General features: G+C 65.1%; 12 protein-coding genes. 5 read left to right on the top strand and 7 right to left on the bottom strand.

Annotated elements, in window-relative coordinates:
* Window positions 1-156: 156 nt before the first annotated feature.
* From ABZ824_RS24365 to ABZ824_RS24375, 3 genes are read right to left on the bottom strand one after another with little or no spacing between them, the layout of a single operon-like run.
* Window positions 157-1,062, bottom strand: coding sequence for a LysR family transcriptional regulator (locus tag ABZ824_RS24365; RefSeq protein ID WP_356965494.1), 906 nt, complete (start codon window positions 1,060-1,062; stop codon window positions 157-159).
* A gap of 50 nt (window positions 1,063-1,112) precedes the next feature.
* Complete coding sequence (locus tag ABZ824_RS24370) at window positions 1,113-2,048, bottom strand: dihydrodipicolinate synthase family protein (RefSeq protein ID WP_356965495.1); 936 nt, start codon at window positions 2,046-2,048, stop codon at window positions 1,113-1,115.
* A gap of 27 nt (window positions 2,049-2,075) precedes the next feature.
* Window positions 2,076-2,861: an SDR family oxidoreductase gene (locus ABZ824_RS24375; RefSeq protein ID WP_356965496.1), complete on the bottom strand. Its 786-nt coding sequence runs from the start codon at window positions 2,859-2,861 to the stop codon at window positions 2,076-2,078.
* 245 nt (window positions 2,862-3,106) lie between these two features.
* On the opposite strand from ABZ824_RS24375, the gene ABZ824_RS24380 reads away from it, so the two are divergent.
* From ABZ824_RS24380 to ABZ824_RS24390, 3 genes are all read left to right on the top strand, one after another.
* Window positions 3,107-4,186, top strand: a complete 1,080-nt coding sequence (locus ABZ824_RS24380) for a zinc-binding dehydrogenase (protein ID WP_356965497.1) — start codon at window positions 3,107-3,109, stop codon at window positions 4,184-4,186.
* Window positions 4,173-5,333 (top strand): DUF3500 domain-containing protein, encoded by a 1,161-nt coding sequence (locus tag ABZ824_RS24385; protein WP_356965498.1) that lies wholly within the window; start codon window positions 4,173-4,175, stop codon window positions 5,331-5,333. Before ABZ824_RS24380 ends, ABZ824_RS24385 begins: the two co-directional genes overlap by 14 nt.
* Before the next feature lie 301 nt (window positions 5,334-5,634).
* Window positions 5,635-6,366 (top strand): TetR/AcrR family transcriptional regulator C-terminal domain-containing protein, encoded by a 732-nt coding sequence (locus tag ABZ824_RS24390; RefSeq protein WP_356965499.1) that lies wholly within the window; start codon window positions 5,635-5,637, stop codon window positions 6,364-6,366.
* Window positions 6,367-6,518: 152 nt separating this feature from the next.
* Here ABZ824_RS24390 and ABZ824_RS24395 read toward each other — a convergent pair whose 3' ends face one another.
* Complete coding sequence (locus tag ABZ824_RS24395; RefSeq protein ID WP_356965500.1) at window positions 6,519-7,187, bottom strand: TetR/AcrR family transcriptional regulator; 669 nt, start codon at window positions 7,185-7,187, stop codon at window positions 6,519-6,521.
* A 190-nt stretch (window positions 7,188-7,377) separates the two neighbouring features.
* Here ABZ824_RS24395 and ABZ824_RS24400 point away from each other — a divergent pair, with 190 nt between their 5' ends.
* Complete coding sequence (locus ABZ824_RS24400; RefSeq protein ID WP_356965501.1) at window positions 7,378-7,896, top strand: hypothetical protein; 519 nt, start codon at window positions 7,378-7,380, stop codon at window positions 7,894-7,896.
* Window positions 7,893-10,031, top strand: coding sequence for a bifunctional 3-(3-hydroxy-phenyl)propionate/3-hydroxycinnamic acid hydroxylase (locus ABZ824_RS24405; RefSeq protein WP_356965502.1), 2,139 nt, complete (start codon window positions 7,893-7,895; stop codon window positions 10,029-10,031). Before ABZ824_RS24400 ends, ABZ824_RS24405 begins: the two co-directional genes overlap by 4 nt.
* A 386-nt stretch (window positions 10,032-10,417) precedes the next feature.
* Here the strand turns inward: ABZ824_RS24405 and ABZ824_RS24410 are convergent, their stop codons facing one another.
* From ABZ824_RS24410 to ABZ824_RS24420, 3 genes are all read right to left on the bottom strand, one after another.
* A complete protein-coding gene (locus ABZ824_RS24410) occupies window positions 10,418-11,209 on the bottom strand; it encodes a fumarylacetoacetate hydrolase family protein (protein ID WP_356965503.1) in 792 nt (263 codons plus the stop codon).
* Window positions 11,210-11,445: 236 nt separating this feature from the next.
* On the bottom strand, window positions 11,446-11,832 hold the full coding sequence (locus ABZ824_RS24415; protein WP_356965504.1) for an MFS transporter: 387 nt from the start codon (window positions 11,830-11,832) through the stop codon (window positions 11,446-11,448).
* A complete protein-coding gene (locus ABZ824_RS24420) occupies window positions 11,807-13,243 on the bottom strand; it encodes an amidohydrolase family protein (RefSeq protein ID WP_356965505.1) in 1,437 nt (478 codons plus the stop codon). The genes ABZ824_RS24415 and ABZ824_RS24420 overlap by 26 nt, the downstream gene beginning before the upstream one ends.
* Window positions 13,244-13,327 lie beyond the last annotated feature (84 nt).

Below are 13,327 nucleotides of genomic sequence, written 5' to 3' on the forward strand. Positions count from 1 at the left end.
TCGAACGGTTCACCGTTCGGCAGCCGATAGACGGCGGCCTCGTCGATGGCGCCCCCCGCCGCTCGGATCATCATGCGCAGGGCCCGGTTCTGCGGATCGACCCCCAGCAGCGAAATCCAGGCCTCGATGGCCTCGATGGATCGTGGCGAGCAGCGCCTAGCAGCGCAATGCCCCCGCTGGAAGCTCCGTCGCAGAGGTGAGGGGCAACTCGAGCGACGTGAGCAAGTCTCGATACCGCTGCGCCAGTTGCGTCGGCGCGCTGCGGCTGTAGGCGACGATCTCCCGGTAGACCCCCGGCCCGATCCTTCTGGCGTGCCGTATCCAGCCGCCGGGTACGGCGTTGTGTGGCACCAGCGCGACTCCCAAGCCCTCCATGGCGAACAGCAGTGCGGCCGCCACCTGTCCGGTGCGCGCGACGGCGCGTGGGGTGAATCCGAGGGCGGTGGCCGTCCGGTCCACGATCTCACTCATGCCTTGCTCTGGCTCGTAGAGAATCCAGTCGGCTGCGGCCAGTTCGTCGAGTTCCACCGAGGAACCCGTGTCCTGCCCCGCCGGGCCGACCAGAACCATCTCCTCATAACCGAGTGACACGACGGGTCCCTCCCACAGTTCGGGCCGCGGTCCGACCGCGATGTCGCCTTGTCCGCTGCGGACCGCCTCCTCGAGAGCGCGGCGGTGCGAGAAGTCGTGCACCCGGAGGACTGCCGTAGGGAATATGGAGTGCCACCGGACGGCGCTCGGGGGCAGGATGCCGGAGGCGATCGACCGGACGGTCAGCACGTGCACGTCGCCGCTTCGCCCCTCGGCCACTTGGTGCACGGCATCCGCGGCTTCGCCGACAGCCCGCAATACCCGCTCGGCGTGCGACAGGAAGGCCCGTCCCGCGGGCGTGAGGGCCAGGCCATGGCGGCCGCGTTCGAGCAGTTGCGCGCCGAGTTCCTTCTCCAATAGACGCATCTGCTGCGACAGCGACGGCTGCGAGACATACAGCCGTGCCGCGGCGGCGCTGAACGATCCGCTTTCCCAGACGGCGAGAAAGTACTCCAGCTGGCGCAGTCGCATCGGAGGAGGTTACCGCCGTCGCCGTTGGCCGCAGACGCAGAGCGAGCGCGTCATGCGACCGGATTCGCCCGACTGTCTCGGCGAGCGAGCCGGGCGAGCAGATGGTCGACTTCCGACCGCGCTCGGCTCGAGAGCACGCCGCGGGGCGCGCGCTGGTAGTCGGAGGCGAGCAGGCCGCGCCGTTGCATGACGTATTTACGCACCGCCAGGCCAACACCCGGCTGCTGTTCGTATCGCAGCAACGGCAGATGCGCGTCGAAGATGTCATGGCTTTCCTCGCAACGACCCGCTGCGGTATGACCGACCACATCGACCAGCATCTCGGGGAAGCAGTATCCGGTCATGGCGCCGTCAGCGCCCCGCGCGGTCTCGAAATCGAGGAAGAGTCCCCCGTTGCCGCACAGGATCGACAGTCGTGGCATTTCGCCCTCGGCTTCCAGTTGCCGTAAAGCGCTGATCTTCTCCAGTCCCGGCCAGTCTTCGTGCTTGAGCATGACGCAGTTCGGTACGGCGCGGGAGATCCGCGCGATGACCCCGGCGCTCATGACAACCGAGAACGACAAGGGATAGTCCTGCACGACAAGGGGAACCGAGTCGCCGAGCATGGCCGCCACGCCCTCGTAATAGCCGACGATCTGATCGTCGGTGCGCAAGGTATTGGGCGGTGCGACCATGACGCCTGCCGCTCCCGCCGACATGACCTCACCGGTCAGTGCGCGCATCGCGGCGTAGCCGGGAGCTGAGACTCCCACGACGACCGGAAGCCGGGTCCTGCGCAGCACGTGCCGCACGATTCGGGTCGCCTCGTCATGCGACAGTTTCGGCGCCTCGCCCATCTGGCCGAGCACGGTGATCCCGGTGACGCCGACCGATTCGTAGAAATCGACCAACCGGTGCAGTGAGTCGAAGTCCACCGCTCCTTCCTCGTCGAAGGGGGTGGGCGCGATGGCGAAGACGCCGCTCGCCTCACGAGTGAGCACGGCCATGGTGGAAATCCTTTGTCGCAGTGGGTATCAGAGGCTGGGAATGAGACCGCCGTCGACGCGCACCACCGTGCCGGTGATGTACGACGCCGGAACGCTCGCCAGGAACGCCACCGTCGCCGCGTACTCGTCCGGGTCGCCGTAGCGGCCGACGGGGATGGTGGCGACGCTGTCGGCCACCACCTGTTCGACGGTTCGGCCCTCGGCTTCGGCTTTGATCCGGTCGAGATGCTCGACGCGACGGGTGCCGATCCGACCTGGCACGACGATGTTGCAGGTGACGCCGTCCGCGGCGACTTCCCGCGCCAGCGTCTTGGACCAGCCGAGCAGTGCGGCACGAAGACTGTTCGACAGGCCGAGACCGGGAATCGGAGCGACGACCCCCGAGCTGGTGCTGGTGATGACGCGGCCCCATCCGCGCGCCCGCATACCCGGGACGAGTTCGTCACTGATGGCGATCACCGAAAGCACCATGGAACGGAAATGATCGAGCCACACGGCAGAAGGCCGGCCCAGGACCGGCGAGGGCGGCGGCCCGCCGGTGTTGTTGACCAAGATGTCGACCGGGCCGAGGGTTCGCTCGATCAGTGCGACGTTGCCCTCGATGGCGTCGAGGTCGGCGATATCCCACGCCACCGGGACGGCTCGGCCGCCGGCCGCGACGATCGTGTCGCAGCGGGATTCGGCGGCTTCTCGATGGATGTCGGCGACGGCCACCTCGGCGCCCTCGGCCGCCAGTTTCTCCGCGATGGCGCCACCGAGGCCACCGCCCGCGCCCAGAACCAGTGCGGTTCGACCGGCAATCTCGAGATCCAAAGTCCACTCCTCGACCGAACGCCGATAACCCGGCATTTTCCAGATATTTCGCACCGTAACACCGCGCCGACGAGTGCACCCAATACCAATATTTGCCGCAGCCTATAGGACAGACTTATACGTGCAGTACAGCACATGGTCGGCGAAAGCGCTCCAGTGATGACCGGCCTCACGTCGTTGGACAGGAAAGAAATCGCTCACATAGCCTCCTGATGGACCATAAAAGGACAACGAAAGGCAACGTGATGTCCTTTCCGGAAACAATGCTCGCGGCAGTGATCGGCGAGCCGGGAATTATCAAGACCAAAACCATGCCAGTGCCCCGTCCGGGCCCGGACGACGTTCTCGTACGAGTTCACCGTGCGTCACTGTGCGGCACCGACCTGAAGGTCCGCAGCCGTCGCTTCTTCCACGGCGCCGGCCCGGCGCCGGACACCTTCATCCCCGGCCACGAGTACGCGGGCGTCGTGGTCGCGGTCGGCAGCACGGTCGACGAGTTCGCGGTCGGCGATCGCGTCGTCACCGAGGCGCATCGGGGCTGCATGCGATGCGTGAACTGCCTGTCCGGCTCCTACACGGACTGTTTGAACTACGGCAACCAGGCCAAAGGCCATCGGACACAGGGGATGACGGTCAACGGCGGCTTCGCCGAGTATGTCGTCAACCACGTCTCCACGTTGTACCGGCTTCCCGATGACATCGACTTCGACTCGGCCGTCGTGCTGACCACCGTCGGCACCGTGATGCATGCTTTCGACGTACTCGACTCGCTGCTGGTCGGCGCAGGCGTCGCGGTGATCGGTCCCGGCCCCATCGGATTGATGGCCGTCCAGGTCGCCCGCGAACTCGGAGCCGACCCGGTGATGCTCGTCGGCACCCGCAACAGCCGACTGGAGATAGGGAAGCAATTCGATGCCGACTATCTGATCAACTCCCGCGAGGAGGACGCCGTCGCCGCGGTTCGGGAGATCACCGGCGGACTCGGCCCCGACATCGTCGTGGAATGCTCCGGGGCTGCGGGCGCCGTCGACGACGCGATCCACATGGTCAAGCGCGGCGGCAGAATCGTGTTGGCGGGATTCTTCGAACAGCCGGTGACGGCTGACCTCAACCACGCTGTCATGAATGGAATCTCGATCAACACCGTCCGCGGCGAAGGCGCGAACTCGGTAGCCAGGGCCTTGTCGCTGGCATCGCGCGGACGACTGCGCACCAGGCCCCTGGTGACCCACCATTTCCCACTCGAAAATATCGCCGAAGCTTTCGACACCTACGCGGAACGGCGAGACAACGCGATCAAGGTCATGCTCGATGTCACCGGATGAGGCCACGCTTGCTCCGGTGCGCGAGTTGGTCGCCACCGACATGGCTGCCTGCGCGGCAGCATGGCTGGAATCGCTCGCCCCGGATCAACTGACTCGAGCGCTGTTCGACTCCCCTCTGGCTCCGGACGCGGAGGCCGAGCGGCTTCGCTGGTTCTACACTCCGACCGACCACGGTGGACTCGCCCTGCGCGACCAAACCGCACGTCAGCAGGGCTTGGCGATGCGACTGGTCGCCTCGGGACTTTCCGAGGCCGGATACGCGACCGTCGCAACTGTAATGGGCCTGGAGAACGTTCTCGATCAGGTCGAAGGATGGCAAGTTCACTGGGGACGGCAACGAGGCCGAGACCCCGGCCTGTACTGGCTGAGATTGTTCGGCCGACCGGGCGACTCGGTCTGGGCATGGCGCTTCGGCGGCCACCACATTTCGCTGAACAACCTCGTCATCGGCGGACGCATCGTCTCGACGACACCATGCTTCATCGGAGCTGATCCAGCCAGCGCCGCCTTGCTCGGCGGAACACTACGACCGCTGGGCGGGCCGGAAGAGGCAGCGCGGCGTCTGGCCCGGTCACTGGACTCCGACCGATACCACACGGCATTACTGCACACCAACGCCATATCCGACATCGTCTCCGGCAACCGGCCCACCATCGCCCACGGCGACGCGATGATGCACATGCAGGATCTCTGGCGCGGCAGGTTCACCGACCCGGCGCTGCGAAAGCTGGTCGACGACATCGACATACGCGCCGAAAGCGGAAGCGGATACACCGCAGCCGACCATGCGGCCATGGCGATCTCCATTCCCCCCAGAGGTTTGGCCGCGCGCGACCTCGACCCAGAGCACCGGCACGTATTACGGCAGCTGATCAGCCTGTACACCGGTCGCGCGCCCAGCGCACTCGCCGAAATCCACACCACACACTATGAGGCCGACGACGTACTCGACGAGGTCCACTTCGGATGGGCGGGCAGCCTCGAGGCCGGGAAACCGCACTACTACCGAATCCAGGGCCCCGACCTGCTCATCGAATACGACAACACCCAGCGCCAGGCCAACCATGCCCACTCGGTCTGGCGCGATCCGCGGTCGGATTTCGGGCTCGACAGTCTGGCCGAACACCGCCGGCGCACCGCGCATTGAGAGGAAACGCTGCCCGATGCGGGCGGCAACGCCAGCCCGCATCGGCACAATCACCCGATCGGCATCGCCGGGAGCCATCCTCGAGTACTGAGCGGCACTGTCCACGCCGTGCGAATCGGGGGGTGAAAAGTCGGCGAACTCCACCTGCCCCGGCGGCGCAAGTCACCGGGGCGCGTTATCAAACGGACCGAGCATTCGGCATGTCCATACCCGCCCGCGTTCCGTGGAGGAAATGTTGCCGAATGCTTGCGGCACAGGTTGGACCAAAAGAGCGACGTCGTGACCGTTATATGCTGATCAGATGTCCAGCCCGCCGATCGGGGAGAATGCGAGCGTGCCCACCGCCGATTCCGACGCCACCGAGACCACCGGCCGCCGCTCCCCTGGCCGCCCACGGGTTCCTTTCGATCGCATCGTGACAGCCGCGCTGCGCCTGGTCGACGAGGAAGGCGCCGAGGCGCTGTCGATGCGCACCCTGGCCCAACGCCTCGAAACCGGTACCGCGGTGCTCTACCGGGCCGTGGCCAACCGCGCCGAACTCATCGGGCACATCGTCGACTGCGTTCTGGGTGAGGTCGACATCGATGACGACGCCGCCGACGGCGACTGGCAGCGCGCCTGCATCGCGGCGGCCGAAGCCATCTTCGCCGCCCTGCACCGCCACCGCGGTGTCGCTCCCCTGCTCATCGAACAAGTGCCCACCGGACCCAACGCCCTTCGCGTGCGTGAACGAGTGCTGGCCATGCTGCTGGCCAACGGATTCCCCCCACCATCCGCCGCCATGATGTACGCCACCCTGGCCCGCTACGTCGTCGGCTTCGCCGCACAACTTCAAGGTCCCGACACCGAAGCGAACATCGACCCCACCGCCCTCGTCGCTCTCTATCGCCAACTCGAACCAGCGCAGTTCCCCGCCACTATCGCCGTCGCCGACTGCCTACCCGCGCAGACCCTGGAAAGCGAATTCCACTTCGGGCTTCGACACCTCGTCGCAGGCCTCGCATCACTCAACACGGCGGAGACGGGTCGATAGGCTTCGCCTGATTTGTTGTTCGGCGTAGAGATTCGGCGCACTCGACAACAGTCCGCGCCGACGCTATGCCGTGCCCTTCGGAGAAGTCGAGACTTCGGTATCGCACACGGACGCGACCAGGCGTACGCGTGATGCTCGCTCGCCGCGCCGCCTCAACGGTGCCCCAACGCGGTGAGCGTCTGCTGGGCGAGGATGTCCATCCAGGGCGCTGTCAAGGCGGCCGGATCGCGCTGCGACATTCGCAGTATCGCCAGGGCGACTCCACCGACCAGGTCGAGTGCGGCGTTCAGGTCGTGGATGTGGAAACGCTCCGCAGCGATGCCGGCACGAATGCCAGCGGCCAGCCGCGATCTGACGTCCGGGTCTTCGAGGAGCCGGTATCCCATGGTAAGGATGATCGCGGCGATATCAGGGTGGCCGATACCGACCTCGCCGATCGCATGTAAGTGCGCTACAACGATCCCGGCGGAGTCGTCGACGCTTGCAGCAGCGCTGTCGAGTATCCACACCAACTCCCCGATCACCTCGGCGAGGACAGTATCGAAAAGATCATCTTTACCGCTGAAGTGGCTGTAGAAGGATCCGGTTGCGACACCGGCCTCCCGCGCCAGGCCAGCGATGCCGATCCGTCCGGCTATACCGCTACCCAAGGCCCACCGCCCGGAACGAACCAGTGCCGCACGGGTGCGAAGAGCGCTGCGCTCCCGCGCGCTCAGCCGATCGGCGACCTGCGGCAGTTGCGGCGCACTCCCGTCGTGCGGCTGGCCACGAAAGACCGAGCCCTGGTCGACCTGCCCAACAGCAGCTGCCCGTCCACTCATAATGGTTACAGTGTGTCCGTTATAGATGGGCCCGTCAATGTCGCAATATCACCGTCACTCGAGATCGGCGAGGGCCACGTTCGGCCGCTGATGTTCACATCTTGACACCGACCACAATAATGGCAACACTGTGACCATTATGACAGATGCGGTCTGCACCCCCACCTCGTGTGTCCCATTGGAGGCGGTCATGAATTCGGATGGTGGCGGCATCGTCCTCACGATGCACGAGGAGCTGGGTGATTACGAACGCGGCGATGTGCTCATCGAGGACGGCAAGATCGCGCAGGTCGGGCCTGATCTGGACGCCGACGCAGAGGTGCTCGACTGTGCGGGCAAGATCGTCCTTCCCGATTTCGTGAACTCGCACCACATGTTCCAGACCGCCCTGCGCCCGTACTGGTCCGACGCTCTCGACCATCTCGTCGGGTCCCTGACGCCGGGCAAGCGGGCGGATGTCATCGCGCTGAACGCACGTGCGCTCAACGCCGGACCGGTGAATCACGCGCCCGGCGCCGTCGTCCAGCATATGGACACCCGCAACGTCGACACCGTGATCGTGGACGGGCGCATCGTCAAGCGCGATGGCCGACTGCTCGACGCGGATGTCGAAGAGGTACTGCAGCAACTCGAACGCTCGGCCGCCGGGCTCGTGAGTCGTTCGCGAGCTACCGATACCCTTCTCACGGGTTGCCGGGGGCTGTCATGACATTCGACGTTGCCGTGATCGGACTGGGGCCGGTTGGCGAGCTGGCGGCGCTTCTGCTGGCGCGTGCGGGATTGACGGTATTGGTACTCGAGCGAGAAGCCGATGTGTACCCCCATCCGCGCGTCGGTGTTCTCGACGGAGAAGCGCTGCGCACGCTTCAGAAAGCGGGAGTGTACGAGCGCGCGGTTCCCGACATGCTCCTCGGGGCCGGCGCCCAGTGGGTGTCGGCTCGCGGCAAGGTTGTCTCGACGACGCTGCCGACGGAGAAACTCCAGGGGCATCCGTGGATATCGGCGATCTACCAGCCGTTGCTGGACAGGCAACTTCGGGCGGCCCTCGCAGAGTATCCGGATGTCGATATCCGGCTGGGTCACCGGCTCACCGGGTTGACCCAGGACGACGAAAGCGTCGAACTCACGTTTCGTGATGCCGACGACCGGACCGGCAACGCGCGCGCACGCTTCGTTCTCGGCTGCGATGGCGCCAATAGCGCGACCCGGGACGCGATCGGCGTCCAACTCGTCGGATCCGCATACACCGACACTTGGCTCATCCTCGACGCGAAGCTGCCGGAGCCGGTCACCCACATTCCCTACTTTCAGATGACGCTGGACCCAGCGGCGCCAAGTCTGACCGGCCGACTCGCCGCTGGTGGGCACCGCTGGGAACGCAAGGTAATGCCGTGGGAGGACCACGACGAGATCCTTACACCACGCGCTGCACGGCAGGTGATCGCCGAGGTTGCGGATCCCGACACCGCGGAAATCTTGCGTCACCTCATCTACACTTTCCGAGCCAAGAGCGCCGAGCGTTGGCGGGTCGGAAGGGTTTTGCTGTGCGGCGACGCCGCCCATCTGATGCCTCCGATGATCGGCCAGGGTCTGAATTCGGGAATCCGGGATGTCACCAATCTGACCTGGAAAATCGCGGCCGTGGTGAATGCCGGTGCGCCACTGCGGATCCTCGACTCCTACGAGGCCGAGCGCCGTCCGCACGCCGACGCGATAACCGCGATGTCGGTTCGGGTCGGCCGTCTGGTCACCATGCGATCGCGGTGGGCGGCGGCGATTCGCGACGCGGTGAGTGTGACGCTCCTGCACGTCCCGCCGTTACGGGAACACGTTCGCCAAGGCCGTTGGCGCCCGCCGGCCCGGTACCGACGCGGTTTGCTGTTGGCGCGCCCATCGCTGCGCTCGCCGGTTGGCCGCCTGTTTCCCCAACCGCTCGTGCGGACGTTCAGCGGAGCGGAGCATCGACTCGATGACGTCGCGGGCTCTGGCTGGCGGATCATCGGCTGGGACGCCGATCCACGCCAAGCGCTGAGCACACAAGGCCGCCACATCGCCGAACACGTCTTGGGCGCAACCTACGTAACGCTGACCTCACCGGGGCAGCGCCCCGTCCATCGGGGCGCATCGACCCATATCCTCGAAGACCTCCATGAGCTGGCCCGCCCATACTTCAGGCGGCAACCATTCGTCGTACTCCGTCCCGACCACTATGTCTGCGCGAATCCCTCGTCGACTGCGCTCGACAGCACTGTGCGGGCGTTGGCACAGCAGATATCGCACGAATCGTCTTGGTCCCCGCAGGCACCCACCGTCGTCGAGCGAACCGGTGTCTGGAAACTCGATCCCGCAACCGCGGACATCAAGTTCTTCGCCCGCGGGCTCTGGGGGCTACTCCCGGTAACCGGCCGCTTTCGTCGAGCGTCCGGCTCGTTGACCTGGGGCCAGGATGGAACGGCCATGGTGCTGCTGGAACTTCATGCCACCAGCGTCGCGACCGGTATCGGGTTGCGAGACCTGCATCTGCGCGCGCCCGAGTTCCTGGACGCCCGAAAGCACCCGGTGATTTCGTTCCATGGCGACGCCATCAGTCACGGCCCAGCCCGACTCGAGGTAGCAGGCAAGCTGACCATTCGCGACACCACGACCGAAATGCAGTTCGATGTCGAGCTCACCCCGGACGGCCCCGAAGTCGTCGCCGCGGCGACAGCGCGGATCGACCTGTCCGCCTACGGCATCGCGCCCCGGTTCGGCATGGTCCGCCCCGAGGTCCACCTCGAGATCCGGGGCCGTCTCATTCGCCTCCACCGACGGGCCGAAAGCGCCGACCAACGCACCTCCAATTGACTCGGTCGGGAGGCTGACAGCGCAGCGCCCCTGCCGGAAGGTCCCCCGCGTCGGTGAGCGGAAACTCGAGGGAGGTGAGCAGGTCGCGATACCGTTGCGCCAGTTGGGCCGACCGCGATATCGCCCTGTCTACTGCGAACAGCGTCCTCGAGCGCACGCCGATGTGAGAAGTCGTGCACCCGAAGGACGGCGGTCGGAAACAGCGCGTGCCACCGCACCGTGCTCGGCGGCATCTGCTGGGACAGCGACGCTGCGAGACATACAGCCGCGCCGCGGCGGCGCTGAGCGACCCGCTCTCCAGACGGCGAGAAGATACTCGAACTGACGCAGTCGTATCAGATGAAGTTACCGTCAGCCGTACGCTCGACCTCGAAATCGAGGAAGCGCTAAACCACCGGGTTGCTCAATGTGCCCAGACCTTCGATTTTGATGTCCACCGTATCCCCATTTTTCAACCACGCAGGAGGCGTGCGTGCGAAGCCGACGCCGTGCGGGGTGCCGGTCAACAGAACCGTTCCGGGGCGCAGCGTCATCGTGCTGCTGAGGTTCTCGATCAGCGTGGGCACATCGAAGATCATGTCGGCAGTCGTCCAGTCCTGCATGACGTGGCTGTTGACCGTCGTCTTGAGCTTCAGTGCATTCGGATTCGCGATCTCGTCGCTGGTCACGATGGCAGGACCCAGCGGGCAGAAACCATCGAAGCTCTTGCCGCGAGCGAACTGTCCGCCGCCCAGTCTCTTCTCGCGCTGCCAGTCCCGCGCGGAGACGTCATTGGCGATCGTGTAGCCCAGAACGTACTGCAGCGCTTCAGCCTTGCTGACGTCCTTGCACGTCTTGCCGATGACCACTGCCAGTTCGCCCTCGAAATCGATATGACTGCTCAGCCGAGGGATCGTGATCGGATCGCCCGGATTGTTCAGCGCGTTGCTCGACTTGATGAACAGCACCGGCAGTTCAGGGATGGTAGAGCCGCCTTCTTCAGCGTGCTTGCGGTAGTTCAAGCCGATGCAGAGGATATCTGTCGGCACGATCGGGGCAAGCAGTTTCTCGATCTCGGCCACCTGCCCGGTCAGCTCCAAAGTGTTGAACAAATCCCCCTCGATCAACTCCGCGGTAGCGTCGTCGATTTTCCGTCCGTAGCGGATTGTTTCACCGGTGATGAATCGTACGATATGCACAGCGATCAGCCTACCGGATATACGCAAGCGGAGAAGTGCTTCAACATCGAATATTTGTTCCGACGGTTGCGAAGCAACGAGTATTCGACGGAAGCCAAATCCGCGCGTCTTCACGGGCAACGATGCAGTCCGGTGAAGTATCGCGTACGCAGATGACCGTCATACTCGAAGCGCGATCTTCGATTGATGGACGCGGCCTTCGGTGGGTGCGTAGCGCGCAAGAATGTCGGCGAACATTACTTGTGGCATGAGTTGCGCGACGGCGAAGCCGGTTCCGGCAACGAGGAATAGGGCGCACATATCTCCAACCGGATGGCCTCGGTTACCGCGCGCAGCGCCACGACTCCGAGTGCACCTGTCGTGAAGAGTGTCAGAGCTGCCATCAGGCAGTACTTCTTGCCCATTCTCCGTGCTGCATGGCGCCACGCCGGCATTGCCGGCATCAGTGGGCCCATTACACAGACGAAAAGTGTCGTGATTGCGCTCTCTGTACCGAGAAACTGGTCCGCTATGTACGGCAGGCCGGCCAACGTGACGGAGATGACCACCACAATCAGCATGAATACAAAGAGCAAGATGCGAAAACGGATGGTCCCCTCAACGGTCCTGTGACGGAGTTTCATGCGATGTCAGCGCATCGTGCGCCCATCCACGCGCTTGCTGCCGTAACTGCCGACGCACCACGTGCCCCACCACGCGCCGTCGAATGCGCGCGACACGGCCAGTCGCGTTGATCTGGTCGACGAAACGTTCACCCGACCGCTGCAATGCCTGCAAGATTTCGTCCACAGGACAGTCCACGAGCTGGTGGTGGCGCTTGCGCCAGCATCCTGCGATCATGACCGCTTCGATGTTGCCGACGTTGGCATGCAGCGCCGCGGCAATCGGATCGTGGAGCGGCCACAGGTTGAGCGCACGCGCGTCGATCACAACGAGATCGGCCTGCATGCCCACCTCGATGCGACCGATCCGGTCGGCCATGCCCAGCGCGCGCGCACCCTCGACGGTCGCCCACGCCAGCGCCTGCTTCACACCGAGGGAGACCACCGGCGCGCCCAGGCCGGTTTTTGCGTGCGCCTGCTCATGCGCGAGGCCGCGCTGGCGTGCCAACACCAGCCGCGCGGCGACCAACATTTCCCCCGGCGCGACGATTTCGGTGTCGGTACCCAGTGACGGTGCCGCGCCCAGGCTCAGCAGCTGATCGGCCACTCGCGCGCAATGACCCTGGCCCAGTTCGTTTTCCGGCGTCGTTGTGAAGCTGACCCCCGCCTCGACCAGCCGTTTCACCCAGGCAGTGGTCAAACCCGTGCCATGCACGATGTTGGTCAAGGGCCCCCACAAGCCGGCGGCGCTGACGGCCTGCCAGCCCGGACCGGGCGGTCCGGCGCTCTGATGCATCGACGCCAACAGTCCACGGTCGGCAGCTGCACGTAGATCCGCGACCGCCACTTCGGGTTTCGATAATTGCGGGCCCGCCACGGCCATCCCCAGTGAGAGCAACTCGCTCGTGGCGATCGCTCCGCCGAGCAGGCGGTCGATCTCCCGGGTGTCGTGCACCCGATCGCGCAGACCGTGCGGAGTGCCATGCAGCAACACCGCCCGGATACCGGCCTGCTTCAACGCGTCGATCGCCGCGTCCGCGTGGTCCGGTGTCACGCAATTGTGGGACCAATCGCCGATGGTAGTCACACCACTGTCGATCTGGTTGAGGGCCCCAGCGAACGTTCCGATATGGATGTCCTGCGGGCGATAGTGTCGCGCAGCAACTCCGTGAGCGTGGACAAGATATTCCGGCAGAGACCAGTCCGCGCCCGCGAAACGCATCGCTGTCTGCCACGAGTGCAGGTGAGCGTTGACAAGCCCAGGAATGATGATTCGGCCCGCGAACTCGACGACGTCAGCACCCCGGGGGTCGATCCGATCACCGATCTCGGTGATCCGGTCGCCGTCTACGAGGATGTCGACCTCCTCGACGTCGGGACGGTCCAGCGCCATGGTGATCACCTGCGCACCGCGCAACAGTGTGCGGCTCATTCGTTTCTCCCGTCACCCGTGAGGGCAAATCAGCGGACAGGCCGAAAGGGCATGCGGTCGGCGCAGACGCCGGTACGCCTCCGT

Origin of the sequence: Nocardia sp. NPDC047038 (genome assembly GCF_040644075.1) — a bacterium.
GTDB lineage: Bacteria > Actinomycetota > Actinomycetes > Mycobacteriales > Mycobacteriaceae > Nocardia > Nocardia sichangensis.

Bases quoted from the DNA above. Each gene is read 5' to 3' on its own strand.
- ABZ824_RS24365 (WP_356965494.1), bottom strand. From the start codon at position 1,062: ATGCGACTGCGCCAGCTGGAGTACTTTCTCGCCGTCTGGGAAAGCGGA.
- ABZ824_RS24395 (WP_356965500.1), bottom strand. From the start codon at position 7,187: ATGAGTGGACGGGCAGCTGCTGTTGGGCAGGTCGACCAGGGCTCGGTC.
- ABZ824_RS24400 (WP_356965501.1), top strand. From the start codon at position 7,378: ATGAATTCGGATGGTGGCGGCATCGTCCTCACGATGCACGAGGAGCTG.
- ABZ824_RS24405 (WP_356965502.1), top strand. From the start codon at position 7,893: ATGACATTCGACGTTGCCGTGATCGGACTGGGGCCGGTTGGCGAGCTG.
- ABZ824_RS24385 (WP_356965498.1), top strand. From the start codon at position 4,173: ATGTCACCGGATGAGGCCACGCTTGCTCCGGTGCGCGAGTTGGTCGCC.
- ABZ824_RS24390 (WP_356965499.1), top strand. From the start codon at position 5,635: ATGTCCAGCCCGCCGATCGGGGAGAATGCGAGCGTGCCCACCGCCGAT.
- ABZ824_RS24370 (WP_356965495.1), bottom strand. From the start codon at position 2,048: ATGGCCGTGCTCACTCGTGAGGCGAGCGGCGTCTTCGCCATCGCGCCC.
- ABZ824_RS24415 (WP_356965504.1), bottom strand. From the start codon at position 11,832: ATGAAACTCCGTCACAGGACCGTTGAGGGGACCATCCGTTTTCGCATC.
- ABZ824_RS24420 (WP_356965505.1), bottom strand. From the start codon at position 13,243: ATGAGCCGCACACTGTTGCGCGGTGCGCAGGTGATCACCATGGCGCTG.
- ABZ824_RS24380 (WP_356965497.1), top strand. From the start codon at position 3,107: ATGTCCTTTCCGGAAACAATGCTCGCGGCAGTGATCGGCGAGCCGGGA.